This is a genomic window from Streptococcus suis YS161 (assembly GCF_002760245.1).
In the GTDB taxonomy this organism is placed as follows: Bacteria; Bacillota; Bacilli; order Lactobacillales; family Streptococcaceae; genus Streptococcus; species Streptococcus suis_I.
Window position 1 is genome coordinate 42,259 of sequence record NZ_ASCA01000043.1, and the last position, 24,457, is coordinate 66,715.

Here is a 24,457-nt window from a genome sequence, read left to right on the forward strand (position 1 = left end):
AAGTCACAATCATTCGAATTAACAATTTTCACCGAGCCCAGTGCGAATTCAAACAATTGATAACCTATCACCTCCAATCTCTATTACATCAATTTTTTTCAATATTATTATGTCGCTTTTTCAATAAAATAAAAAACGGGAATACATTATTTGCATACAAAAATTAACAACGCGATTTTTTTGTTTTTGAAAAAGTGGCATACTGATTTTAGAAGCTAAAGGAGGTATATCATGTGATATTCAAAATACAAATACTTACTTCAATATGGATTCGAAAACAGTAAAGGAGGTTTGAAAATGTTAGAATCCCACAGAATTATTATCAAATTTTTAAAGCAGACGATTTTTGAAACAGACATTAAAGCTATTGATTGCCATCATGAAAAAGATTTTGCGATTTTTCCAGGATCTTTTGATGACGAATATTATGATTTGTTGCTTGAAAACGATGGTTGTGATATTCATATTAAAATCTTTTACGAAACGGAAGAATCGGATTGTTTTGTTACTATTGATTTAGAAGACGGATTGCACGAATCAATTCATGTGAAATTTAATTTTGAGGATTGGGAAAATGATTTTTATCAATTTTGTATTGCTATGAAAGTTATTTTGGGACATTACGTGATCGGAATCTGGACAGAAGCGATGGCAGAAATGCACGCGATGGGTCTTGTAGGATTTGTCCAAAAATATCAAAACAAAACTATTAATTGGAACGATGATTGCTTAATCTATGAGTAAATTAAAAAAGCTGCAGTTTCATTTTTGTAACTGCAGCTTTTTTAACGTATTTCTTGAACTGATACAGCAAATTTCAGACTTTTGCGCAATTTTTTGGTATAATGCAACAAATTAGTAAATAACTTGGTAAAAGACGTAGTAAAATAATTGGTATTTCAATATGGAAGATTATCAACCATTTCGGGTTGTGGATCGAACTATATTTTTTAAAGTGTAATTAGCTACTTGTTTTACTTTCGTTATTCGTACAAAAGAAGAATATTTCAGAAACGATCAATGACTGAAAACATCAATCTTCTAACTTTGCAGAATAGGCTGTAAAGCACAGAAGGTGGTAGCTATCAGGGAAATTGGTCGTTTTTTTGCGTCCAATAATTATTGTGAATTCTTTTGAAAGGATGATATTTTGTTGGATATTGAAGAATTAACAAAATTTTTATTAGACAAGACAGAGGAAGATTTAAGATTGATCTATCGTTTTGGTATGGAAGAAGAGCGTGTAGATAAAGAAAAAGTGGCCTTTCTGAGAGGGAGGATAAGAGGTTATTGTAGTGCCGTTTTTGCCTTGTTGCTGAAACTTCGTTCATCTCAGAATGCAATTGACATTTCAGATGCTATACATGACCTTATCAAACTACGTGAACATGCTGAAAAAAAGATAGAAAAATATCTATCTAACAAGTAGAGAGGTTTGAAGCAGACAAAAAGACCTATCTCTTAAATTAAGAATTAGGCCTATGAAAATTCATTGGTCAGTCTATTTCAATGTTTTGATAAGCTGGCTTACTGCCTGGATAACATCATCACGCTTAGTTTTTGGAAGTTCGGTTAACATCATAATTAATTCGTCCATATTTTCATCTTTACTGATTTGCATGTCGAAAAATGTTGGAACGTCAACTTCCAACGCATCGATGATTTTGTGCAACGTATTTATTGTGATGTTGCTTTCTTTAGTTTCAAGTTTATTGATGTAATTAAATCCCAAATCAGCTCTTGCTTCAAGTTCTGTCTGTGTCAATCCAGCCTGAAGTCGCAGTGTTTTGATTCTTTTTGCAATGAATTTTTGTAGATTGTTTGTCATAAGACTATCTTACAAATTATTAGTAGAAAAAAACTAATATATATCACTGATTGTTTATAATAACAGTTGTATATGACTGTTATTAATGATAAAATAGTAATAAATTTTGGGAGGAAATAAGTATAATATGAAAAAAGAAAATGTAATTCAATCACACGGTTCAATTCGCAAACTCAAGGCTTATGGTGCAGTTGGAGTTCTATCTATCGGAATGATGACCACTGTCGGAACAGTGAGCGCAAAAGCAGAAGAGGTTGCAGGAACAGCTATTGTCGCAACTGCTACAACTTCAACTGAAGTAACGCAAGGGCAGGTTGATCAAGCACAAGCTCAAGTGGATACAAGCAAGACAGCCCTTGACCAAGCAACAGCAAATGTTGCAACTGCAGAGCAAGCTGTTTCAGCAGCTGAAGCAACTTACACTACTGCAACAGATGCAGTGAACGATAAGCAAGCAGAGATTTCCACTGCCCAGGAGCAAGTGGCCAGCAACCCAACTGTTGCACAAGCGCAGGAGCAAGTGGATGCTGCAGCTCAAACCGTTACGAATACACAAAACGAAATTAATGAGACACAGGCGGATGTATCAAACCTCGAGAACCAAGTATCTGCCAACGAAACAGCTGTAGCCAACGCCGAAACTCAAGTAGCGAATGCTGAGACTGCTAAAGCACAAGCGGACAAGCAGTTGGCACAGGATGTGGCAGATGAGAAAACTGCGCAAGATGCAGTAGCAAGTGCACAGGCAGATGTTAACACTGCTAAAGCGGTTGTAGCAGAGAAAGAAACAGCTGTGACGACAACCACTCAAGAAGTGACTACAAAAGAAAATGAAGTAGCAACTGCCGAAACTAAACTTGCAGAAGCACAAGATGCTGATGCTAAACGACAAGCAGATATCAACACGGCTCAATCAGAAGTATACACTGCACAAACGAACGCGAGCAACGCTCAAAATCAATTAGACAGTGCCAACACCAATTTGACAACTGTTGAAAATAACATCTCAACAGCTCAAACTGAGTTGGATAAGGCGAACTTAGCACTTAATTCAATCTACACTGTCGAGCTCTCTGAAACATACAAGGACTTGCTTGACCAATTCTACAAAGCTCGCTATGTTACAAAAAACACAACAGAGATGAATCGTGTATGGACATTACTACAGGCTGAGTCAGATCGTTTATTTACTGCTTCTATTAACGCTAAAAATCTCCGCACTTTGCGTGATGGTTTGAACGCTATTGAAAGCAACAAACGAGTAGTTGTGGCTGCAAATAGCGGAGGGCTTAACCAGCTAACAAGAGAAGACCGATTGGAATTGACGCAGTTTGCCCAAACGATTATCAATGATCTCCGTTCTCAAATGGGGATTACATCAAAAGTTTTGGTTACTGAGGGTTCCCTTGACCTCGCCAATATGGTCGCAAAAGAGTATTTGGCAGATGATTGGGATATGAAAAAAGGTCATAACACTCAAGCTCTTCTTCGAGTGCAAAATGCTACAAACTCACGTATTGAAGAAGATGCTGATCCATGGAGTTACACATTTACTTCAGATGCCACAATGACAACTCTTAAAGTTCGTTTGGCAAATGCTATTGAAGCGATGATGCTTGATGATTATTCACCATCTCAACATTTTGGACACGCTATTTCATTGATTGGTTTAGATTCAAAATACCTAGCCAACGAAACTGGCGATCAGTATTTCGGTCTTTCTGGCTATACAGGGTCTAAAAACTCCGCTTTGTTGATGGAATTCAATGACCACGGAGTTGTCTCAAGTAAAATTGCAGGAACACCCATTGCTAACCCAATCTCTAAAGAGACTCTTCAAGCAGCAGTTACAAGCGCTGAGAACAAACTAGCAACTGCTCAAGCGAAATTAGTTCCTGCCCAGCAAGCTGTAACAACTGCAACAAGCAAGTTGCAAGCAGCACAAGGCACTTTGAAACTGGCACAGGATAAGCTAGCTAAAGCAAAAGCGGTGCCTATTCAGATACCTGCCGCGCAAAAAGCATTAGATACTGCTAAAGCTAACTTGGCAACTGCTCAGGCAAAACTTGCCACTGCAAAAACTGAACTCGCGAACGCTAAATCAGACCTAACTAAAAAAGAAGAAGTTTTGACATCAGCTCAAAACACCTTTCGCTTAGCACAAGCTGACGTAGCAACAAGTCGAGCAAATGCGGAAACAAAGGCACAAGATCTTGCAGCTGCTAAAACAAGCCTCACATCTGCACAAAGCACCTTGGCAACTTCACAAGAAGCTTTAGCAGATGAAAAAGCGACGTTGACAGGCTTGCAGACTGCATTGACTACTGCTCAAAATCAGCTTAAGACTGCTAAAACAACTTTGACAACAGTACAAGGTTATGCGAACAAGCTTAATCAATTACAAACTGAGTTGGAGCCATTGCTTGCAGAACAAACAGCCGCTAAATCTGTATTGGACAATGCTAAAAACAAACTAGCAACTGTAACACTTGAGAAGTCCGTTGCACAAGCTAACTACGAAAAAGCTCTTGCTGAATTAAAAACAGTTCAAGCTCAGTACGATGCTTACCAGGCTTATCTAGTGGCAAAAGCTGAGGCTGATCGTTTGGAAGCAGAACGCATTGAAGCAGAACGTAAAGCAGAAGAAGCTCGTATCAAAGCTGAACAAGATGCTAAAGCTAAAGCAGAAGCAGAAAGATTAGCGAATGAAGCTAAGGCTAAAGCAGAAGCAGAGCGCCTCGCAAAAGAAGCTGCAGAAAAGGCTCGCTTAGAAGCTGAGAAAAAAGCTCAAGAAGAAGCAGAGGCTAAGGCAAAAGCTGAGGCAGAACGTCTTGCGAAGGAAGCTGCTGAAAAAGCCCGTTTAGAAGCTGAGAAAAAAGCTCAAGAAGAAGTTGAAGCTAGGATAAAAGCTGAAGAAGAGGCGAAAGCAAAAGCAGAAGCGGAACGTTTGGCAAAAGAAGCTGCAGAGAAAGCTCGTCTAGAGGCTGAGAAAAAAGCTGAAGAAGAGGCTCGTTTAGAAGCAGAGCGCTTGGCTGCAGAAAAAGCAAAACAAGAAGCTTTAGCAAAAGCAGAAGCGGAGCGTCTTGCAAAAGAAAAGGCTGAAGCAGAACGTTTGGCTCAGGAAGCTAAAGTCCAAGCAGAAAAGGCTCGCTTGGAAGAAGAAGCTCGCATTAAGGCAGAAGAATTGCGTAAAGCTCAAGAAGAAGCTGCGCGTTTAGAAGCTGAACGTATTGCTAAAGAGAATGCCGAAGCTGAGAAAAAAACTCGTGAAGAAGAAGCTGAAACTATCAATGGTGATACAAAAGAATCTACTCAACACCCTAAAGATGATAAACCAGTGGAAGAACCAAAATCAGATGACGACTTGATCACTGTTAAAGGAGAGCCTACTTATCATGAATTGCCTGCGATTGACATCGATGAATTAGTCAGCGACTTCAATGTTGATAGAAAGCCAGCAAATACAATTTTAAATCCAACTATCCAAACCCAGTCTAAAAGTGTTGGAACTGCCAAGGATGCGCATTCTAATCAATCAGGTAAGATTGAAACTCTTCCTGAAACAGGGACAGCCGACAACTTATTGCTTTCAGTAATTGGCATGGGCTTGTCTTCGCTTGGACTAGTAATTAGCAGAAGAGAAAAGCATTCTAAGTAATAAGTTTTGCTTAGTTCTCTGGTATGGGGTTGCGTGAGGCATATAATGTGTTATTCGTATCTTTCAAGGAGTTGGGGGTTATTATGAAGAAAGAAGAATGGATTGAGGTATTTGAAGAGATTCATGGGCGAATACCCAGTGTTGAAGAGGTTTTAGCAGCAGAAAAAGCTGGAGAGATAATCGGTAATCTTGATGCAGAAGTTGTTTCTACAAATTATAATCAAGCAGGATCAGCACGAAATTCGAGTAATGGGTACGGATATAGGAAAAATTCTCTGTTTTCATACTTGAAGTTTTGTTATGAGAATAAGAAGTGGGCTATCTTAGCTTACTTCAGTACCTTGATAGGTCTGGGTTTATACCTAGGGGTTTTGCCTGGGATACTAGCCATATTGTTATCGATGTTTATGATTTCAGAAATAGGTCAAAACATGGTCTGTAAGATGATTAGTGCCAAGCCAATAGAACGCCAAGAATATCAGAGTACAATTGTTCAACCAATTGCAAAGATAATCCAAAAGGAGCGAGTGCAGGGGCTAATCTTACCAGAGAGTATCGAAATTAGGATAATACAAAATGAGTTGCCAGTTGCGTATGCTGTTGGGATGAATCGGATCTTAGTATCTGAAAGTTTACTAGATAGTCCTCATTTTTTAGAATCTAAAATTAAGTTCGAACTTCATCGTATTCATAATATGGCACCAAATTTGCTACTCGTTGTTGTTGGAGCTAATTTACTATTGGTGTTGGCTGGACTAATCGTCATGTTGTCTGGGAGTTTGGACAAAAACTACGGTGATCGTAGAAGTTCATTCTGGGCAGGTGGTAGGTCACAAGCCGCTAATGGAGCTATTTTATACTACGGAAGTTTAGCAGCCTTAGCTGCAATTCTCGGACTAACCTTTCTTTTTGTTAAATCTGTTGTAAGACGTGATGTCGAATTGTCTGATGGATTTATGGTAAGGCAGGGGTTGGGGCAGGTACATTGTTTATATCTTGATAAGGTTAATACTTTTGATCAAACGATGTCTAAGAAAGTCTTTGAACTAGGTTTTCCAGATATAGACACTCGAATTGCGGTGATGCAAAATCAGCATGGCGTCAATTACCAGGCTAATTAAAGAAAGGAGAAGTTATGGTGACTAAGGAAGAATGGATGGTATCCTTTGAACAAGAACATGGTCGCAAACCCGTACCTAAAGAATTTGTTGATGCCCGTCAGAATGGAGAATTTGAAGTTGCGGATACAGAAAGCGTTCTTGTTAGCAATGTTGATTCAGTGGTTGATGTAATAGACTTGACGACCGAAAAGGAAGCGACGATAGAATCCAATCTTGCTAATGATAATAAGGTAAGTGAGTCGAAACTGGAAGAGTACGCAATTGGTCCTAAAGTATTTTGTTTTAATTGCGGAAAAGCGAACCAGACAAGCGCTGAAACGTGTATTCAATGTGGGACAAAGTTATCGAAGGGGAGGGAGACTAGGTCTTTCTTTTCCGACTTTACCTCTAAATTGACGGAAGTAAGTGCCATTGCTAGTAAAAAAACGAAGGAACTCACTCATAATGCCCAAGCCAACGCTCAGATTTTCTCAGAAAAGAAAAAACGAGAGACTCTGATACAAGCATTGGGGAATGCCTACTATGAAAGGAACAAAGAGAAGTCAGGTGGCGAGTTCCAAGAGCTTTTTGATGAAATAAAAGGCATTGATAAACTGATTCAAGACCTTAATGAATCAATCAAACAGAATCATTAAGGTGTTAGCTTAATATTGTTGGGATAATGGAGGAGAGATGATTACGCTAAATAATTTTTTAAAGATAAGGTCGCGAGTTGAACTGGTTCATAGGATCTTGATTATTAGTCTGGTGCTTGTGATATGGTCAACATTTTTTAAAGTAATTGACAATGGCAATGGCGAACAGTTCAATATGTATGCAACAGTGAGTGGGCTCTTTGGACCGAGCTTATTCTTAGCGGTGTCGTTAATTGAATTAGGGGCGGTTTTTACAAAGAATGAAAAGGTATTTATTCCTTTGAGAGTAGTCAATACATTTTGGCTTTTTAACCTTCTAAATAATATTTCGACTATTGTGGCGAATGATCAATCAATGGCCAACCGTTCAAATAAACTTCGAACATTCGCTGAAATTACAGCAGGTCTTTTTACAGGATGGTCTCCCTCAATTACAAAAATACGGTCTTTTAACTTGTTAGGTGGCTACTCCGTGATACGCTATATTCTTTTCTTTAGTATTTTGGTGTTCCTTGGGTACCTATTTTTAAGGTTTGTGAAAAAACAAGAATTGGAAATGGGAATCTCTCAAAATTTCCTAACCATTCAGGATGTGCTGGTGGCCTTTAACAGGGATAAGCTAATCACGGTTGGCACACTATTGTTATTGATTTCACCATTTTTTAAATTTATTACCTTGCAGAATTCGCCTATTGGAAGAGTCTCAGTATTTGCTACAAATTATATTTTAGCAACAGCTATCGTTGTATTGGCTGGTCTTCTATTGTTGTCATTTGCACGTGGTAATGATAAAGCTTTCGCTTACTATAGTATTGCTATCGCACTTACTTTTATCCGACTTAATCCCTTTTATGTTTTTCAGAATGGGGAACTGAATATAGGATATTTTCTATATCTAGCAGGATTAGGCATTCTAATCTATTATTATTTGACAAAAAAAGTAATCAAACAGTAGATGGAAAATGGAGATAACAAATGAAAAAGACAATTATTGCACTGATTTTTAGTGGTTTGATTTTAACAGCATGTGATAGTAAAACAAATGAGACGACCACATCATCTAGTCAAACTAGTTCAACAGAGCAGATTGAGGAAAGCAGCACCAATTCAAGTAGCTCGAAAAATGAGGAATTTCAATTGGTTCCTTATGATGAAGTTCACGAATTTAAAAATGCAATAGCATCTCGAGGAACTTTGGATGAACAAGGTATCTATCGCTATGATTTTCTAAATGAAGATGATGCGGTATATGATGCTATGTCCTATGAAGAAGTTGAAGATATCTATCCTGTCCAGGAACAAGAGGAGATTGAGATAACTCTTGGAACAAACTTCACGATTGATGATTACAATTTCAATTTAGCTAATGTGACAGAAAATACACTCTATAAAAATATTCTCGAAGAGGAAGAAGCTGGAGGTTTGTTAGCACTTGAACTTGAAAATGGTGAAGCGGAAGATAGAAGTTTGCGATTGCCCTCTCAGATTGGAGAAGTGATAAAACCAATAGATATTAGCTATACTGTCATAAACACTGAAAAACGAGCTGTTTCTGTAGGAGATGCTCGTATAAAAAGAATTAATGTTGGTCACTATGGAAAAACGATAAGTAAGACAAAAGAGAATCTAGGGGCTAGAGTTGCTTATGAAGGGATTAACTTATTCATTACTCGTACACAATTTATTGAGAATGTAAAGATAAATAATCCAATATTTCATGATGAAAATTTTTACTACAATAAAGAGTATAATAAAGAATTCAAAAATATAAGCATTTCTTATATTTTGGATGCTGGTGCTGACGGAGATATTGCTACAGAGAATGATAACTCAATTGTAACATTCAAATTTGTAGACGAACAGCTTATGAGCATCGAACTAGATTGTACAGATTCTTATCTTAATCTAGAGGTGGAGTAATCTCGGATTGAACAACTATTGGTAATATTTATTAGGATAGCAAGTAGCTTGCTGTCCTATTTTTTTTATTATAGCATTTAGTAACTAGCTATTTAATCTACTTAGATGTGAGTATGTGTAAGGAGAAAGATATTAGCATTGCTGAGGAGATGGGATTATTTAACTCTACACACTTCGGTTGACTTTTTTAGTGGTTTTCTTGTTTTTGTCTCCTTGGTCTGTTATAATGAAGTTAAATAACAAACGAATTGAGGTGAATAAATGAAATATAGTTATGATATTGAAAGAGAAGTAATCATCAAGTGTTTGGAAGCGATGAGTTTTACAACTAGGCATCTGGAGCAGGATTATAAAGTTGCTATCTCAGAGACTAGTCAAAATGGAATTTATCAGGCTACTTGGGCACGAAGATCGAATATGCTTAAAGACTTATTTGATAATAGTGTTGTTTGGAAAGTTTTGCATATTAAGAGGGGGATTTGGCAATTTGACCCTATACTGAATATTGAGACAGGTGAATTAATAGCCTTCTTCTCCAAAAATAATTTTAGGACAATTCGTAATCGATATTTTAAAAAAGGAACCTCTACTCATTATACCTTAAGTTTACTCTTGAAAAATGAGGGACTTTACCCTGAACAAGAAGTAGAACAGCTTTCTCTTTTTGATGCTGATAGCTCTGAAGTGAAAAGAAGAGAAGTTGATTTGGTTAGGATGCTTGGTGAGTATTGTGAACATGTGACTAAGATTAGATTTTTGATTGTTGATTACGTAGGTCAAGAAGCTGTGAGTGCTTCGTTAGAAGACTACACTCCACAATTTTTATCTGTTAGTTCGGTGGATATTTCGCACTTACTTCCAAGTTCAGCTGGAATAATTAGAACTGAGGCCATACGTGATGAACAGGTGAATGATTTAGTAGATGAGCCTCAACTCGTTACATTAAAACCAAAAGTAAAAGGAATATAATAATGGCTCAAGAATTTAATGGAGATAGACTTAGGGAATCGAGATATTTTAGACATTATTCCATTAGCCAATTGGCGGAGAACGTTGGAGTTTCTAAACAGATGATTTCTAAATACGAAAAGAATTTATCAAAGCCGAGTTCCGAGGTATTGCAAAAAATAATTTTTGAACTGAAATTTCCGCTGTCCTTCTATCAAACAAAAGATAAATTTATAACTACTGATTTAGGCACTTTTTATAGGAGTAAGTTAACATCCTCACAAACTGAGAAGAAGTCTAGTGAGATGCTAAAAAAAGCACTGGCTCTCTTGGCGAATTTTTTTGAAGATTATGTTGATTTCCCGAAATTAGCAGAATTTGAAAGTCATGAAAATGCTTCACCAGAGGAAGTTGCAAATCAGATAAGAAAGAGTTGGGGATTAGGTGATAGCCCAATTTCCAGTGTTCTCAGGTTACTAGAAACAAATGGATTCCATATTGCTATAATTAATTCAAAGTCTGAGAAAGTGGATGCTTTTGGAAGTTTTGTTGAATTGAAAATGGAAACAGATTCTGAGAGATATTATTGTATTTTAATTGACCAAGATAATAATAATTTTTTCAGGCAACAATTTAGCTTGGCTCATGAGTTAGGGCATTGGGCTTTGCATGCAAGAACAGTATATCCACAGGAGCTTTCAAATATTGAATATAGACAAATGGAGCAAGAAGCTAATAGATTTGCTTCGAGTTTTTTATTACCAGCCTCTGCTTTTTCTGAAGATTTAAAAGGACATGAAGAAGACCTAGCATATTATTTGAAATTGAAGTCTAAGTGGAATGTATCTATAGCCAGTATGATTTATCGTGCAAAGGATTTGGGTTTGTTAAACTCGGAACAATATACTCGTCTACAAAAAAGAATGAGTGCCAGAGGATGGCGAAGAGAGGAACCAGAGGATGCAAGTATTCCAGTATCACGACCAATCCTTGCTAAACAGGCATATAAATTACTGACGGATGCGGGCCTATTTGAAAAACAATCCATAGTCCAGCGATTTAATCTCAAATACGGCTATCCTCTGCCAGTAGAGATACTTTCAGAGCTTATGGACATTCCAAAGGAGACGTTGTTACAAGAGAGAAATAATATTGTACATTTAAAATCTAGGACTTTGTAAATTATGAATTTTTAAGTATTTTTTATATGTTTAAGGAGAACTATATGAATCAAAACTTATCTCACTATCAATTTTCTCCAGAAAGCCAATACCTAGATCGAAAATCAGCCAGAAAGAAACCGTCTGAACTTCTCAAACACCTGATTGCTTTTGCCAATGCGGATGGCGGTCAATTGGTTATTGGTATTGAGGATGAGAAACAGGAAAATATTATCACTGGTTTCAAGGACGGCAGGGCTTATCCCATAGACGATTTCAAAAAGATTGATCGTGAGATGCGTGAGACTCCTTTGGATTTATCTTTTGAGGAAATCCCTGTAATCAATCATAAGGGTGAAGAAGATTTCATTTTAGTTATCTCAGTTGAATTGTCGTCAAACCGAGTGATTGCTGCGCCAAATGATGAGGTTTATCTTCGTCAGGGTGATGAAACAGTCAAGTTGAGCTACGAGCAACGCACTCAGCTCAGCTATGACAAGGGACAACGTTTCTTTGAAGATGAAGTGGTGCCAGACGCCAGTCTGGAAGATATTGATGAAACTATCGTACAGGATTTCAAAAGTCACTTTGATTTATCAGAGCGATCCACAGAGGAAATTCTCAAAGCTAGACGTTTTTGGGTTAATGGAAAATTGACTAAAGCCGCCATTTTACTTTTTGGAAAGTATCCGTCAGCTTTCTTTCCCCAAGCTCGTGTTCGTTTTCAGCGATTTGATGGTACGGATATGGGAACAGGTAGTAGTTTTAATGTTATTAAGGAAGTGACTTTTGATGATGCTCTCCCAATTTTGATTATTAAGGTTCGAGATTTTATTCGTACTCAGCTTCGTGAATTTCAGTATTTGGATGACAATGGGCAATTCCAAATTTTACCTGAGTATCCTGAATTTGCCTGGTTTGAAGGTGTTGTTAATGCTGTAACTCACCGTGATTATTCTGTCTATGGTGATCACATTCGTGTGCTTATGTTTGATGATCGACTGGAAATTCATAGCCCAGGGAAATTGCCAAATATCGTCACCGTTGACAATATTAAGCATGAACGGTTTTCAAGAAATCCTCGGATTGCCAGAACCCTGACAGAGTTTGGTTGGGTCCGTGAGATGAATGAAGGTGTTAAACGGATTTACTCAGAGATGGAATCAGCCTTTCTCCATGAACCAAAATACTCTGAACCTGGGAACAAGGTTGTTCTGACGCTTGAAAATAATATTGTCAGCCGACACCTACGGACCCGAGATAGTTTGGAGAAACAGTTTACTGATTTTGGAGACCTCAATGCCGACGAGCAATTACTGGTTCACTACATGTATAATTCAGGTGAGAAGATGACAACAGCAAAAGCCATTGAACTAACAGGAAGAAGTCGCTCGTTTGTCGTTAAAATGTTGCATCATCTTCGTGATTTAGAAATCATCACTTGGTTTGGTTCAAGTAAAAATGACCGCAATCAGTATTATCTTTTAGTTGATAAATGATTGCAGTCAGGATACTATTAGTAATAAGAATACAGTAGAATACAGTAGAATACAGTAGAATACAGTAGAATACAGTAGAATACAGTAGAATACAGTAGAATACAGAAAAAGCGGTTATCAACAATCAGGTTGATAACCACTTTTTTTTTCACTATAGACATTATTTCAAGAATCGGCTGCGAATATGTCAAATTCGTTTAGTGGGAACATTTCATCTATCTGCCAATTCTTTTAATAATTCATCGTATTGATTCATAGCACTTTTTAACTCTATGTCAAAGTCAAAAGTTGGCTCAGCTTTGAGAATGCTGGTTTCTTCATTAAGTCCCCCTTTAAAAACTTGCTTAGTACTGATATTCAGTCGAAAATTCATTAGCTACGCCTCCCAATTTTGCAACTATATTATACATGGTATGTATGAAAATTAAACGTGAATACTTCTAGCTGTTCTGATTTTCTAGAATCAAGAATAAGGTAAACTTTTGTATTTTCTGGTTCGATTTTGCTTATTTTACTTGAAAATTTACCTTATTTTGATGAAATTAGTTGAAATTGGATAAAATTTTGAGTTTTGAAAAACTGTGAAAACGTTGATATTAAAAGGTTTTGAAATTAGTTGAAATAAACAATGCTCCAACCAGGTCTTAAGAAAGCACGTAATGTTAGCCAATTCTCTAAACGTTTACATACCTCGATATATCAACGTTTCAAAGCACTCAAGAGTCGCTTTTTTATAATTAGGTAGTTTTTATAGTTACAACGGATTTTGATTGATGTCATAATCGGTTCAGAGTCAAATCCATACCAATTGGAAATCAAAAGGGTTGAGGAACCTTTGAAGGTTGAAAATGAAGCAAACATAGCTACCTTCTTTAATGGTTCTGTCAGTAGGGAGTTGTTCATGAAACACTTTCACCATTTCTATCAATATCCCACTTAACATTTTCGCTTGTTTTTGATATACTTTAGAAAATAGGTGTTTTCAAGGGGTGATACCATGGAACTAAAAGATATTATGCATATTTTGGAAGATATGAAGGTTGGAGTTTTTGCAACTCTGGATGAGTATGGAAATCCACATGCTCGTCATGCTCATATCACTGCAGCAAACGAAGAAGGGATTTTCTTTATGACAAGCCCAGAAACGCATTTCTATGATCAATTGATGGGGGATCAAAGAGTTGCGATGACTGCTATTTCTGAGGAAGGGTACCTTATCCAGGTAGTGCGTGTAGAAGGGACTGCCAGACCTGTGGAGAACGACTATCTAAAGACAGTTTTTGCGGATAATCCTTATTATCAACATATCTATAAAGATGAGTCTAGTGATACAATGCAAGTATTTCAGATTTATGCTGGTCATGGCTTCTATCATAGCTTGACTCAAGGTCATAAGTATATCTTTTCTATTGGTCAAGGTGAGAATTCAGAGGTTCGTACACTTTGAAAACTAGATGAAAACATCTGATAAGACAAGTATATTTCAAATAATTATGATACAATACTTTTTATAAATGTTTTAGGAGTGTTTGGATAAATGAGAGAAGATATTCAGATCAATGAGCGAGCCCTTGTTTTGTCAGAACAGTTGGTAGAGGTTTTGGAATCTATTTACGATCCGGAAATTGAATTGGATATTTATAATTTGGGCTTGGTCTACGATATAAATATTGATGAAGTTGGCTTTTGTAAGGTCATTATGACCTTTACAGACTCAGGTTGCTCTTGTGCCGATACTATGCCAGGAGAGCTTGTTACAGCCTTGAAGACCATTGATGGCATTGAAGATGCTCAAGTTGAAATTGTCTGGTCTCCTGCTTGGAAAATGACACGCATCAGCCGACTTGGACGCATTACACTTGGCATCAGTCCGAAATAAAAAGAAAATGAGTTGTACTGAGCAACTCATTTTTTATATGTTTCGTCATAATGTTTATCAAGTTTTTCCATGGTTTCATAAACAGGCTTGGGAATCATGATAACTTGTGGATCCAAATCAACCATACCATAGCTTGGATCGATGCATTCTTCCCAATATTCTAAATGTTTTTTGTCGATATAGGATTCTGAATCTTCGACTTCAATCCCTCCTTCGGCTTGGACAGAGTACCAATAGAGATATTCATGTCCGTCCGATACCTCGCGGAAGATGGTTTCGACATACATTTTCTCTCCTTCAAGAGTGAGAAGGGTGTCTTCCATGTGCTCGTTGAGAAAGGCCATCCACTGGTCAACGACAGTTGACTTCCCTTCCTTGACACGGAAACGGGATAGTTCGACAGTTAGTTTCATTTTTTCTCCTTTTGGAAACCCCTGCCGCGAGGACAGGGGCGTTGAGTTCCTTATTTTTTCCCCGTACGTTCCGGTCTCCAGAAGTCGGTAACGGCTCCTTTAGAGGCAGAGGATACAGTGTGGGCGTATTTTCCGAGAACACCACGAGAGTAGAGTGGTGGAATAACAGTTGTTTTCTTGCGTTCTTCGATTTCTTGGTCAGAAACGTGCATGGTGATTTCTTTGGTATCTTGATCAACGGTTACCAAATCTCCAGTACGAAGGTAGGCAATTGGTCCACCGTCCTGAGCTTCAGGTGCGATGTGTCCAACAACCAGTCCATAGGTACCACCAGAGAAACGACCGTCTGTTAGAAGGGCTACCTTGTCACCTTGGCCTTTTCCGACAATCATAGAAGAAAGTGACAGCATTTCAGGCATACCAGGACCACCTTTTGGTCCAACATAGCGAACAACGACTACATCTCCATCTACGATTTCGTCAGTCAAGACTGCTTCAATCGCCTCTTCTTCTGAGTCAAAGACCTTGGCTGGACCAGTGTGGTTACGAACTTTCACGCCAGAAACTTTTGCAACCGCACCTTCAGGTGCTAGGTTACCCTTGAGGATGATGAGTGGGCCATCTGCACGTTTTGGATTTTCAAGTGGCATGATGACATCTTGACCTGGAGTCAAGTCTGCAAAATTCTCTAGGTTCTCGGCAACGGTTTTCCCCGTACATGTGATGCGGTCGCCATGAAGGAAGCCGTTTTTGAGCAAGTATTTCATAACCGCAGGGACGCCGCCGACATTATAGAGGTCTTGGAATACGTATTTACCAGATGGTTTCAGGTCTGCCAAGTGAGGCACGCGTTCTTGGAAATCATTGAAATCTTCCAAGGTCAAGTCAACGTTGGCAGCATGGGCAATGGCCAGCAAGTGCAGAGTAGCGTTGGTGGAGCCACCGAGTGCCATGGTGACTGTAATGGCATCTTCAAAGGCTTCACGAGTCATAATGTCAGATGGTTTGATGCCCAGTTCTAGCATGCGTACAACAGCACGGCCAGCTTCTTCAATGTCAGCCTTCTTCTCAGGAGATTCAGCAGGGTGAGAAGAAGAGCCAGGAATGGACATACCCATTACCTCAATGGCAGTAGCCATGGTATTGGCCGTGTACATACCACCACAACCACCAGGTCCAGGGCAGGCATTGCATTCGATTTGACGAACTTCTTCAGCAGTTAAGTCGCCGTTGTTCCATTTTCCGATTCCTTCAAAGACAGAAACCAAGTCAATATCTTTACCATTGAGGTTACCTGGTGCGATGGTTCCCCCGTAGGCAAAGATAGCAGGAATATCCATATTGGCGATAGCAATCATAGAACCAGGCATATTTTTGTCACAGCCACCGATTGCGACAAAGGCATCGACGTTGTGACCGCCCATGGCCGCTTCAATAGAGTCAGCGATAATATCACGTGAAGTCAAGGAGAAACGCATGCCAGGAGTTCCCATGGCAATCCCATCTGCAACGGTAATAGTACCGTATTGAACAGGCCAGGCACCTGCATCCTTAACACCTTCTTTGGCTAATTTTCCAAAGTCATGAAGGTGGATGTTACAGGGGGTATTTTCAGCCCATGTCGAAATAACCCCAACAATTGGTTTTTCAAAACTATCGTCGGTCATTCCTGTTGCTCTTAACATAGCACGGTTAGGTGATTTGACCATCGAATCGTAGACAGAACTACGATGACGGAGGTTTTTTAGTGTATCTTTTTCGGTCATTACTCTTCTCCCTATCTTATTTTACCCATTATATCATAGATATGAAAGAAACGATAAAAGATTTGATAACTAATTGGAAATTTCCGAATTTTTCAATAATTCATTCTACAGTAAAAGGCACCTAAGAATGTTAAGTGCCCTTACAATTTATTTGTAGATTAAGTGGTCGTTTTTCGATGATTGTTTGCGGATGGATTGATGAAAAGACCGACTAACGATAGAACTAAGAATCCTGCGCCGATGTACCAATAAGGTTGATCTAAGGTGGTTGAACGTCCAGATAGGTTGATAATGCCTCGGAGAAGACAACCAGCTGTAATAGTTGCAACGCCAGAATTCCACAAATTATAAGAGAGACGTGAAAGAGTAGGTATAAGTTGCAGCAAACCGAGTAGCACAGTTCCGCCAATCAGGGTCACACAGAACATATAATGCATAAAGACAGAGACTTCGCCATAGCTGAGACTTTCATAGATTCGACTGAAAATAAACAGGAAAGCTGTTATTGCTAAGTAGGAGATAAACGTTCTTGAAACTCTTGTAGTTGAATTAGTAACCGATGTAGACAATGTCACTCACCGCCCTTTCTGAGATAGTATTTCCATTTGTTGTTGGATTGTTGATGACTTGGCCGTTGAAGTAGAGGGTTGACGAACCACCACCGTCAAGGTTATAGGCTGTTTGGGTACCATATTGCTTCATAACCTCGGCCATTTGATAGAGAGAAAGTCCTTGACTTTCAGATGTTCGCCCATCGGCCACGACGATGATATAGTGGTTTTCATCTATAATTCCGATAGCAGAACGAGGATTGGATGACTTGGCACGACCAACTTCTGTTGATGTATCAACGACAATTTCACCATTCTCTACCAATGATGGACCGAATGCTAAGAGGTTGACAACGCCCTCGTCAATCAATTCTTGGGCGGTAATCTCATTTTCATAAATGACCTCAAATGAGCCATCTGTGTAGATTGCCAAGTCGCCGTAAGCTGCATTGTCCCGAACGGTGTCTCGATACAGAACTCCATTCTTAATAACATAACCAGTCGAGTTGGCTCCGTAGTAGTCACCGTTAACAGCTAAGATAGCATTGTTTGCTGCCACTGTCTCTGAGGTTTTAGCTGTTACGTTTGTACCGTAAGTGTTTTGTGCAAGTGCTGTTTTTAAATACTCGGGTGAGCTGACTTGAATATCTGCGACGTAAACAGTTGTGTTGTTGGTAGTGATAGTCTCTAAGTTGATTTGGATATTGTCATCAGTGTAACTAGTATCCGTTGTAGAGACATTCGTTGCAGTGGTTGCGGCAGTTGACGACGATGAAGTAGCTGTGTTCTGGCTATTGGCTGTGGCATTACTTGCAGCAACCGTTGTGATAGCCTCGGAAAGCACGAAGGTTTTTAACATGGAGTAAGTAAAGCCTCCTGTCAAAAGCATTCCGAAGATGGATGCGTAGGCAAAGGGTTTTTTAAGCAATTTCATGGGAAAATGATTTCCTTTCTTTAAAAATAATATTCTTTTGAACAAACCAAGAGGCTAGGAAAAGGAAGATACCAACTGCAAGTTTGACAATGTAGAGGTTGAGTCCTAGAATTTGGTGGAAGAGATAGAGGAGGGCTGTATCGCAAAGGAAGAGGACAAGGGCTAGTGTAAAGTAGCCTGCGCCTGTTCGTGCGATGCTCTCTTCACTGTTAAAGACTAATTTCTTATTAAGTGCAAAATTACAGATAGCACTACAAATGCGAGCAATCGTGTTTGCGACCAATAAGCGTAGAGCAGTTGGTAAGCTAGTGAGTAGTAATAAGGCAAGTGCATACACTCCGTAGTCAACTAGAAATCCACCAAAAGATGCCAGGGCAAATTTGAAGAGATTTTTGTAAATGAGCAGTCCATCTTTTATGGGACGAAAATGCGAACTGGCATTATCATCGATATAAATAGTTTGAATTGGAACTTCCGTAATTTTATAGCGTTGACTTGCCTGAGTTAACATGTTCATCTCGTACTCATAGCGGTCGCCTTCAATATCTAACATGAATGGAATTAAGTCAGTATGGAATCCACGCAAGCCTGTTTGGGTATCGGACACATTGACACCCGTTTGTAGTCTAAACAATACTCTGGTTAGTTTGTTACCAAAACGACTCCGAAAGGGAATGTCTTTGGTAAATTGACGGACGCCAAGGATGAGGCGACTGGGTAGGTTCATGGCAGCGCGTGCGACACGGTCTATATCATTCACAGCATGTTGACCATCTGCATCAGCGGTAACAACGACACCAGGCTTTCTCAAATCTTGGATAAAGCTAAAGGCAGTCCGTAAGGCTTGGCCTTTTCCTTTATTGACATCGTGGTGGAGAACAGTGGCATAGGTTTTGGCGATTTCAAGAATATTTTTGGATGCGCCAGTACTACCATCATCTACAACGATGACCTGACAATTTAGCCTGTTTGTCATTATTTCTAATAGTTGGATTAATTTTTCATCTGGCTGGTAAGTCGGTATCACTACATAATACATATCCTAAACCTCATTTATTTTTCTTGTTGGGACTACTATACTGAAGTTTTCTAAAAGCAAGCTGAAACCAAGCCAGTCAAGGGATTTACTTAAGTTTTACTTAAGTAAATGTTAGGAAATCGTTAAGAAAACGAACAAATGTAGGAATTTTCAGAAAATTTCTTGACATTCTACTTCCTTGTGATAATATAGTAGATAACAAATTTGCAGAGAGGAGGAATATTCGTGCAAGAAATTCAACTAGACCAACCGTGTTCGGGGTCCTATCTCATTTTGGACACCCTGCATCAGCTAGGAGTAGACCTTGTTTTTGGTTATCCTGGTGGGGCAGTTTTGCCTCTATATGATGCTATCTATCAATATGAGGGAATCCAGCATATTTTGGCTCGTCATGAACAAGGAGCGGTCCACGAGGCCGAAGGATACGCTAAATCATCAGGAAAGGTGGGCGTAGCCATTGTAACCTCTGGTCCAGGAGCAACAAATGCCATCACAGGTATTGCGGATGCTATGGGAGATAGCGTACCCTTGTTGGTCTTTACAGGTCAAGTAGCTACACGGGGAATCGGTAAGGATGCCTTTCAAGAGGCCGATGTCTTGGGGATGACTATGCCGATTACTAAATATAATTATCAGATTCGAGATACCGCAGATATTCCTCGTGTGATTACAGAGGCGCTTCATATTGCAACAACTGGTCGTCCAGGTCCGGTTGTCATTGATGTTCCAAAAGATATTCAAGAGAGAGTAGTTGATTTTTATCACGATCCAACTGTTCAACTTCCAAGTTATCAACCGACAGTTGAACCAAATGGTTTGCAGGTTAAGAAAATTTTGAAACAGCTTAGCCAAGCTCAAAAACCAGTTATATTGGCTGGTGGTGGTGTCAATTATGCAGATGCCAATAAAGAATTAGTTGCCTTTGCAGAGCGCTACCGTATTCCAGTAGTTTCAACCCTCCTTGGATTAGGTGCAATGCCCATTGAGCATGAATTATCCTTGGCTATGGGTGGTATGCACGGTTCATACGCTGCTAATATGGCTATGGATCAGGCTGATTACATTATCAATATTGGAGCGCGATTCGATGACCGCCTAACAGGAAATCCAATAACCTATGCGCAAAATGCGACGGTAGCACATATTGATATTGATCCCGCAGAAATTGGTAAAGTTGTCAAAACGGCTATTCCAGTAGTTGGTGATGCTAAAGCAACCTTGAAAGCTCTGCTTGCTTTAGAAACAGTCGAAACAGGCTATGCTGATTGGACGGCACAAGTATTGGAAAACAAACGTCGGGCGCCATTTTGGTATGATGAAGATGAAAAGGTTATTAAGCCACAGGCGGCAATTGAATTAATTGGTCAGTTGACGCAAGGGGATGCCATTGTCGTAACAGACGTTGGTCAGCATCAAATGTGGGCCGCTCAATTCTACCCCTACAAACATGCACGTCAACTTGTAACATCTGGTGGCATGGGAACCATGGGCTTTGGTATTCCTGCAGCTATCGGCGCCAAATTAGCCAATCCAGATAAAGAAGTAATCATCTTTGTTGGTGATGGCGGCTTCCAAATGACCAACCAAGAATTGGCTATTTTGAATGGCTATGGTGTACCGATTAAGGTTGTGTTGATCAATAACCACTCTCTTGGAATGGTTCGTCAATGGCAGGAATCCTTCTATGAAAAGCGTCGTAGCCAATCTGTATTTGACGATGAACCGAATTTCCAATTGTTGGCGGAGGCCTATGGAATTAGTCATTATAGTTTTGACAATCCAGCGACTCTCAGTGAAGACATGAAAGTTATCTTGGAAGATAAACCAATGCTCATAGAGGTTCATATTTCTAATCGTGAACATGTTCAACCGATGGTGCCAGCAGGTAAGAGCAATGCAGAAATGTTGGGGGTGAAGTTCAATGCGTAGAATGTTAACAGCTAAATTGCGAAATTCATCTGGTGTTTTGAATCGTTTTACAGGTGTCCTATCTCGTCGCCAAATCAATATTGAGTCCATCTCCGTCGGCCCAACAGAAGTAGATGGCATCTCACGTGTGACGGTGATTGTAGACGTGACCAGTCACGATGAGGTCGAACAAATCATCAAACAGCTGAACCGCTTGATTGATGTGGTCCGTGTCCGTGATTTGACGGACATTCCCCACTTAGAGCGTGAGGTGATTCTTGTTAAAATTTCAGCTCCGCCAACAAAACGAGCAGAAATTTTAGCGATTATCCAACCCTTTAGAGCAAATGTTGTCGATGTGGCACCGCACTCCATTACCATTCAAATGACAGGTGATGGAGATAAGATTGACGCCCTCCTGCGGGTGATTCAGCCTTATGGCATTAAGAATATCGCAAGAACGGGTGCGACTGGCTTTAGTAGAGACTAATCCTTTTCGATAATAAAACCTATCCTGCGTTGATTTGGCTTAATGAACTTTAGTTCTATCTTCGTCTGCATCGCCTAGTCTAGCCTTCATTTTCTTTGAACATCCAAAACTACAAATAAAAATAGAAAAGAGAATCTTATGACAGTAACAATGCAATATGAAAAAGATGTAACAGTAGCAGCACTTGACGGTAAACGTATCGCCGTTATCGGTTATGGTTCACAAGGTCATGCCCATGCTCAAAACTTGCGTGATACAGGGCACGATGTCATCATCGGTGTGCGTGCAGGTAAGTCATTTGACAAGGCAAAAGAAGACGGTTTTGAAACTTTTGAAGTAGCAGAAGCAGCAAAACAAGCAGATGTCATCATGATCCTGGCTCCAGACGAAATCCAAGCAGACCTTTACAATGACGAAATCGCTCCAAACTTGGAAGCGGGCAATGCCCTTGGTTTTGCTCATGGTTTCAACGTTCACTTTGAATTTATCAAGGTACCAGCAGATGTGGATGTCTTCATGTGTGCACCAAAAGGTCCAGGTCACTTGGTCCGCCGTACCTTTGAAGAAGGTTTTGGAGTACCAGCCCTCTATGCTGTTTACCAAGATGCAACTGGCAATGCAAAACATATTGCGATGGACTGGGCAAAAGGTGTTGGTTCAGCCCGTGTTGGTCTTTTGGAAACAACTTTCAAAGAAGAGACAGAAGAAGATTTGTTTGGTGAGCAAGCTGTTCTCTGCGGTGGTTTGACAGCTCTTATGCAAGCTGGTTTTGAAGTCTTGACAGAAGCAGGTTATGCACCAGAATTGGCTTATTTCGAAGTTCTCCACGAGATGAAACTTATCGTTGACCTTGTCTACGAAGGTGGCTTCAAGAAAATGCGCCAATCTATCTCAAACACTGCTGAATTTGGTGACTATGTATCAGGTCCACGCGTGATTACAGACCAAGTCAAAGAAAACATGAAAGCAGTCCTTGCAGATATTCAATCTGGTAAATTTGCAAATGACTTTGTAAATGACTATAAAGCAGGCCGTCCACGTATGGAAGCTTATCGTAAAGAAGCAGAGAATCTTGAAATCGAAAAAGTAGGTGCAGAACTCCGAAAAGCAATGCCATTTGTCGGACGCAATGATGACGACGCATTCAAAATCTATAATTAAACACTAACATGGTAGATAGGGGGGATGGTCAGCTTTACTTTGAGTGATGGCAATACATTTAAGGTTTGAGTTGGCGGATGAGGGGATGTCATTCCCTTTTTCCCTTATCTCCGAAAATGAATAAAAGAGCTGGTTTTTCCAGCTCTTTTGCCCATTTTGTTCATAAATAGATCTTTACAAAATTAAACATTCGTTTTCTGTTGAATAACATGCTAGTAGCTTGAATATAAGTATAAATACTAGGATTTTCTAGGGAATAATGATACAATAAATATAGAAAGAAATTAATGGAACTATGATTACAGCAAAAAATGTAGAACAAGCATACTCCGTTCTTAAGCGCGTGGTAGTGCGTACCCCCTTGGATTATAGTCGATACTTGTCGGAAAAATATGGTGCAACTATTTATTTAAAAAGAGAAAATGAACAGCGTGTTCGCTCTTTTAAAATTCGAGGAGCCTATTATGCTATTTCACAATTGACAGATGATGAGAAGTCACGCGGAGTGGTCTGTGCTTCGGCTGGGAACCATGCTCAAGGTGTGGCCTACACCTGTCAGGAAATGCAAATTCCTGCTACGATTTTTATGCCCATTACAACTCCGCAACAAAAAATAGGGCAGGTTAAATTTTTCGGAGGGGACTACGTAGAGATTCGGCTCGTAGGTGATACCTTTGATGAGTCAGCCAAGGCGGCACAAGATTATACTCAGGAAAGTGGGAAAACCTTTATAGACCCATTCGATGATGAAAATGTGCAGGCTGGTCAAGGAACAGTAGCCTATGAAATCTTGGAAGAAGCGGAAGAGCAAACCATTAGTTTTGACCAAATTTTAGTTCCCATAGGAGGAGGTGGTCTGGTTGCAGGCGTTTCGACCTATCTGAAAGAACATGCACCTGAAATTAAGATTGTTGGTGTTGAAGCAAGTGGGGCACGGTCAATGAAAGCGGCTTTTGATAAAGGTCGTCCGGTTAAATTAGACCAAATTGATAAATTTGCTGACGGTATTGCGGTACAGAAAGTCGGTAAGTCGACCTACGAAGTGGCTCGGAAATACGTAGATCGCCTGATTGGTGTGGATGAAGGATGGATTTCCGGGACTATTTTAGACCTCTATTCTAAGCTGGGTATTGTTGCTGAGCCAGCTGGAGCAGCAACAATTGCAGCTCTTGAGGTAGTCAAGGACCAAATCAAGGGGCAAACCATTTGTTGTATCATTTCTGGTGGTAATAACGACATCAACAGGATGCCGGAAATGGAGGAACGTGCGCTTATCTACGAGGGAATTAAACACTACTTTGTTGTTAATTTTCCACAACGTCCAGGGGCTCTTCGTGAATTTGTAAATGAAATTCTAGGGCCAAATGATGATATTACTCGTTTTGAATATATCAAACGTGCCAATAAGGGAACAGGACCGGTTCTAATCGGTATTGCCCTAGGAGATAAAACAGATTATACGCAGTTTATTTCTCGCTTGGAAGAGTTTGATCCCCAGTATATCAATCTTCATGAAAATGATTCGCTTTACAAAATGCTTGTTTAGG

At 39.5% G+C, this 24,457-nt stretch carries 23 protein-coding genes; 16 read left to right on the top strand and 7 right to left on the bottom strand.

What is annotated here, in order from left to right; all coding sequences use genetic code 11:
- Positions 1 to 297 precede the first annotated feature (297 nt).
- Positions 298 to 744 (top strand): hypothetical protein, encoded by a 447-nt coding sequence (locus SST111_RS05990; protein ID WP_099810362.1) that lies wholly within the window; start codon positions 298 to 300, stop codon positions 742 to 744.
- Between the two features lie 409 nt (positions 745 to 1,153).
- On the top strand, positions 1,154 to 1,429 hold the full coding sequence (locus SST111_RS05995; RefSeq protein ID WP_142350750.1) for a hypothetical protein: 276 nt from the start codon (positions 1,154 to 1,156) through the stop codon (positions 1,427 to 1,429).
- A gap of 72 nt (positions 1,430 to 1,501) precedes the next feature.
- On the opposite strand, the gene SST111_RS06000 is transcribed toward SST111_RS05995, so the two are convergent.
- Entirely contained in the window at positions 1,502 to 1,828 is a 327-nt protein-coding gene (locus SST111_RS06000; protein ID WP_099810364.1) for a helix-turn-helix domain-containing protein, read from the bottom strand.
- 127 nt (positions 1,829 to 1,955) lie between these two features.
- Between SST111_RS06000 and SST111_RS06005 the strand changes: the two genes are divergently transcribed.
- The 8 genes from SST111_RS06005 (at position 1,956) to SST111_RS06040 (ending at position 12,769) form a co-directional block, all read left to right on the top strand.
- A complete protein-coding gene (locus SST111_RS06005; RefSeq protein WP_099810365.1) occupies positions 1,956 to 5,486 on the top strand; it encodes an SEC10/PgrA surface exclusion domain-containing protein in 3,531 nt (1,176 codons plus the stop codon).
- Positions 5,487 to 5,569: 83 nt separating this feature from the next.
- On the top strand, positions 5,570 to 6,607 hold the full coding sequence (locus SST111_RS06010) for a hypothetical protein (RefSeq protein ID WP_099810366.1): 1,038 nt from the start codon (positions 5,570 to 5,572) through the stop codon (positions 6,605 to 6,607).
- Positions 6,608 to 6,621: 14 nt separating this feature from the next.
- A complete protein-coding gene (locus SST111_RS06015; protein ID WP_099810367.1) occupies positions 6,622 to 7,242 on the top strand; it encodes a zinc ribbon domain-containing protein in 621 nt (206 codons plus the stop codon).
- Between the two features lie 37 nt (positions 7,243 to 7,279).
- Positions 7,280 to 8,197 carry a hypothetical protein gene (locus SST111_RS06020; protein ID WP_099810368.1) on the top strand — a complete coding sequence of 306 codons (918 nt, stop codon included), beginning with the start codon at positions 7,280 to 7,282 and terminating at the stop codon, positions 8,195 to 8,197.
- Between the two features lie 20 nt (positions 8,198 to 8,217).
- A complete protein-coding gene (locus SST111_RS06025; protein WP_099810369.1) occupies positions 8,218 to 9,162 on the top strand; it encodes a hypothetical protein in 945 nt (314 codons plus the stop codon).
- Positions 9,163 to 9,423: 261 nt separating this feature from the next.
- Positions 9,424 to 10,131, top strand: a complete 708-nt coding sequence (locus SST111_RS06030; protein ID WP_099810370.1) for a DUF5986 family protein — start codon at positions 9,424 to 9,426, stop codon at positions 10,129 to 10,131.
- Positions 10,132 to 10,133: 2 nt separating this feature from the next.
- The gene (locus tag SST111_RS06035; RefSeq protein ID WP_024379200.1) at positions 10,134 to 11,291 is read left to right on the top strand and encodes a helix-turn-helix domain-containing protein; all 1,158 of its coding nucleotides are present in this window, start codon (positions 10,134 to 10,136) and stop codon (positions 11,289 to 11,291) included.
- A gap of 44 nt (positions 11,292 to 11,335) precedes the next feature.
- Positions 11,336 to 12,769 carry an ATP-binding protein gene (locus SST111_RS06040; RefSeq protein WP_099810371.1) on the top strand — a complete coding sequence of 478 codons (1,434 nt, stop codon included), beginning with the start codon at positions 11,336 to 11,338 and terminating at the stop codon, positions 12,767 to 12,769.
- Positions 12,770 to 12,980: 211 nt separating this feature from the next.
- Here the strand turns inward: SST111_RS06040 and SST111_RS12410 are convergent, their stop codons facing one another.
- A complete protein-coding gene (locus SST111_RS12410; protein WP_257211792.1) occupies positions 12,981 to 13,142 on the bottom strand; it encodes a hypothetical protein in 162 nt (53 codons plus the stop codon).
- A 624-nt stretch (positions 13,143 to 13,766) separates the two neighbouring features.
- On the opposite strand from SST111_RS12410, the gene SST111_RS06055 reads away from it, so the two are divergent.
- Positions 13,767 to 14,216 (top strand): pyridoxamine 5'-phosphate oxidase family protein, encoded by a 450-nt coding sequence (locus SST111_RS06055; RefSeq protein WP_002942240.1) that lies wholly within the window; start codon positions 13,767 to 13,769, stop codon positions 14,214 to 14,216.
- Positions 14,217 to 14,306: 90 nt separating this feature from the next.
- Positions 14,307 to 14,648 (top strand): metal-sulfur cluster assembly factor, encoded by a 342-nt coding sequence (locus SST111_RS06060; protein WP_099810372.1) that lies wholly within the window; start codon positions 14,307 to 14,309, stop codon positions 14,646 to 14,648.
- 26 nt (positions 14,649 to 14,674) lie between these two features.
- Here the strand turns inward: SST111_RS06060 and SST111_RS06065 are convergent, their stop codons facing one another.
- The 5 genes from SST111_RS06065 to SST111_RS06085 form a co-directional block, all read right to left on the bottom strand.
- Positions 14,675 to 15,061, bottom strand: a complete 387-nt coding sequence (locus SST111_RS06065) for a DUF6176 family protein (protein WP_099810373.1) — start codon at positions 15,059 to 15,061, stop codon at positions 14,675 to 14,677.
- Between the two features lie 50 nt (positions 15,062 to 15,111).
- Positions 15,112 to 16,827: a dihydroxy-acid dehydratase gene (ilvD, locus tag SST111_RS06070; RefSeq protein ID WP_002942244.1), complete on the bottom strand. Its 1,716-nt coding sequence runs from the start codon at positions 16,825 to 16,827 to the stop codon at positions 15,112 to 15,114.
- 158 nt (positions 16,828 to 16,985) lie between these two features.
- A complete protein-coding gene (locus SST111_RS06075) occupies positions 16,986 to 17,402 on the bottom strand; it encodes a hypothetical protein (RefSeq protein ID WP_099810374.1) in 417 nt (138 codons plus the stop codon).
- Positions 17,377 to 18,312 (bottom strand): phosphodiester glycosidase family protein, encoded by a 936-nt coding sequence (locus tag SST111_RS06080; RefSeq protein WP_099810375.1) that lies wholly within the window; start codon positions 18,310 to 18,312, stop codon positions 17,377 to 17,379. Before SST111_RS06080 ends, SST111_RS06075 begins: the two co-directional genes overlap by 26 nt.
- Positions 18,299 to 19,351, bottom strand: coding sequence for a bifunctional glycosyltransferase family 2/GtrA family protein (locus tag SST111_RS06085; protein ID WP_024418509.1), 1,053 nt, complete (start codon positions 19,349 to 19,351; stop codon positions 18,299 to 18,301). The genes SST111_RS06080 and SST111_RS06085 overlap by 14 nt, the downstream gene beginning before the upstream one ends.
- A gap of 225 nt (positions 19,352 to 19,576) precedes the next feature.
- Here SST111_RS06085 and SST111_RS06090 point away from each other — a divergent pair, with 225 nt between their 5' ends.
- From SST111_RS06090 to ilvA, 4 genes are all read left to right on the top strand, one after another.
- Positions 19,577 to 21,280 carry an acetolactate synthase large subunit gene (locus tag SST111_RS06090; RefSeq protein ID WP_099810376.1) on the top strand — a complete coding sequence of 568 codons (1,704 nt, stop codon included), beginning with the start codon at positions 19,577 to 19,579 and terminating at the stop codon, positions 21,278 to 21,280.
- Positions 21,273 to 21,749, top strand: a complete 477-nt coding sequence (ilvN, locus tag SST111_RS06095) for an acetolactate synthase small subunit (protein ID WP_024418507.1) — start codon at positions 21,273 to 21,275, stop codon at positions 21,747 to 21,749. The genes SST111_RS06090 and ilvN overlap by 8 nt, the downstream gene beginning before the upstream one ends.
- Before the next feature lie 138 nt (positions 21,750 to 21,887).
- On the top strand, positions 21,888 to 22,910 hold the full coding sequence (gene ilvC / locus SST111_RS06100; RefSeq protein WP_002942259.1) for a ketol-acid reductoisomerase: 1,023 nt from the start codon (positions 21,888 to 21,890) through the stop codon (positions 22,908 to 22,910).
- 295 nt (positions 22,911 to 23,205) lie between these two features.
- Positions 23,206 to 24,456, top strand: a complete 1,251-nt coding sequence (gene ilvA / locus SST111_RS06105; protein ID WP_099810377.1) for a threonine ammonia-lyase IlvA — start codon at positions 23,206 to 23,208, stop codon at positions 24,454 to 24,456.
- Position 24,457 lies beyond the last annotated feature (1 nt).

Excerpts from the sequence above, each read along its gene's own strand:
- SST111_RS05990 (WP_099810362.1), top strand. The coding sequence starts at position 298 with ATGTTAGAATCCCACAGAATTATTATCAAATTTTTAAAGCAGACGATT.
- SST111_RS06000 (WP_099810364.1), bottom strand. The coding sequence starts at position 1,828 with ATGACAAACAATCTACAAAAATTCATTGCAAAAAGAATCAAAACACTG.
- SST111_RS06005 (WP_099810365.1), top strand. The coding sequence starts at position 1,956 with ATGAAAAAAGAAAATGTAATTCAATCACACGGTTCAATTCGCAAACTC.
- SST111_RS06010 (WP_099810366.1), top strand. The coding sequence starts at position 5,570 with ATGAAGAAAGAAGAATGGATTGAGGTATTTGAAGAGATTCATGGGCGA.
- SST111_RS06015 (WP_099810367.1), top strand. The coding sequence starts at position 6,622 with ATGGTGACTAAGGAAGAATGGATGGTATCCTTTGAACAAGAACATGGT.
- SST111_RS06020 (WP_099810368.1), top strand. The coding sequence starts at position 7,280 with ATGATTACGCTAAATAATTTTTTAAAGATAAGGTCGCGAGTTGAACTG.
- SST111_RS06025 (WP_099810369.1), top strand. The coding sequence starts at position 8,218 with ATGAAAAAGACAATTATTGCACTGATTTTTAGTGGTTTGATTTTAACA.
- SST111_RS06030 (WP_099810370.1), top strand. The coding sequence starts at position 9,424 with ATGAAATATAGTTATGATATTGAAAGAGAAGTAATCATCAAGTGTTTG.
- SST111_RS06035 (WP_024379200.1), top strand. The coding sequence starts at position 10,134 with ATGGCTCAAGAATTTAATGGAGATAGACTTAGGGAATCGAGATATTTT.
- SST111_RS06040 (WP_099810371.1), top strand. The coding sequence starts at position 11,336 with ATGAATCAAAACTTATCTCACTATCAATTTTCTCCAGAAAGCCAATAC.
- SST111_RS12410 (WP_257211792.1), bottom strand. The coding sequence starts at position 13,142 with ATGAATTTTCGACTGAATATCAGTACTAAGCAAGTTTTTAAAGGGGGA.
- SST111_RS06055 (WP_002942240.1), top strand. The coding sequence starts at position 13,767 with ATGGAACTAAAAGATATTATGCATATTTTGGAAGATATGAAGGTTGGA.
- SST111_RS06060 (WP_099810372.1), top strand. The coding sequence starts at position 14,307 with ATGAGAGAAGATATTCAGATCAATGAGCGAGCCCTTGTTTTGTCAGAA.
- SST111_RS06065 (WP_099810373.1), bottom strand. The coding sequence starts at position 15,061 with ATGAAACTAACTGTCGAACTATCCCGTTTCCGTGTCAAGGAAGGGAAG.
- ilvD (WP_002942244.1), bottom strand. The coding sequence starts at position 16,827 with ATGACCGAAAAAGATACACTAAAAAACCTCCGTCATCGTAGTTCTGTC.
- SST111_RS06080 (WP_099810375.1), bottom strand. The coding sequence starts at position 18,312 with ATGAAATTGCTTAAAAAACCCTTTGCCTACGCATCCATCTTCGGAATG.
- SST111_RS06085 (WP_024418509.1), bottom strand. The coding sequence starts at position 19,351 with ATGTATTATGTAGTGATACCGACTTACCAGCCAGATGAAAAATTAATC.
- ilvN (WP_024418507.1), top strand. The coding sequence starts at position 21,273 with ATGCGTAGAATGTTAACAGCTAAATTGCGAAATTCATCTGGTGTTTTG.
- ilvC (WP_002942259.1), top strand. The coding sequence starts at position 21,888 with ATGACAGTAACAATGCAATATGAAAAAGATGTAACAGTAGCAGCACTT.
- ilvA (WP_099810377.1), top strand. The coding sequence starts at position 23,206 with ATGATTACAGCAAAAAATGTAGAACAAGCATACTCCGTTCTTAAGCGC.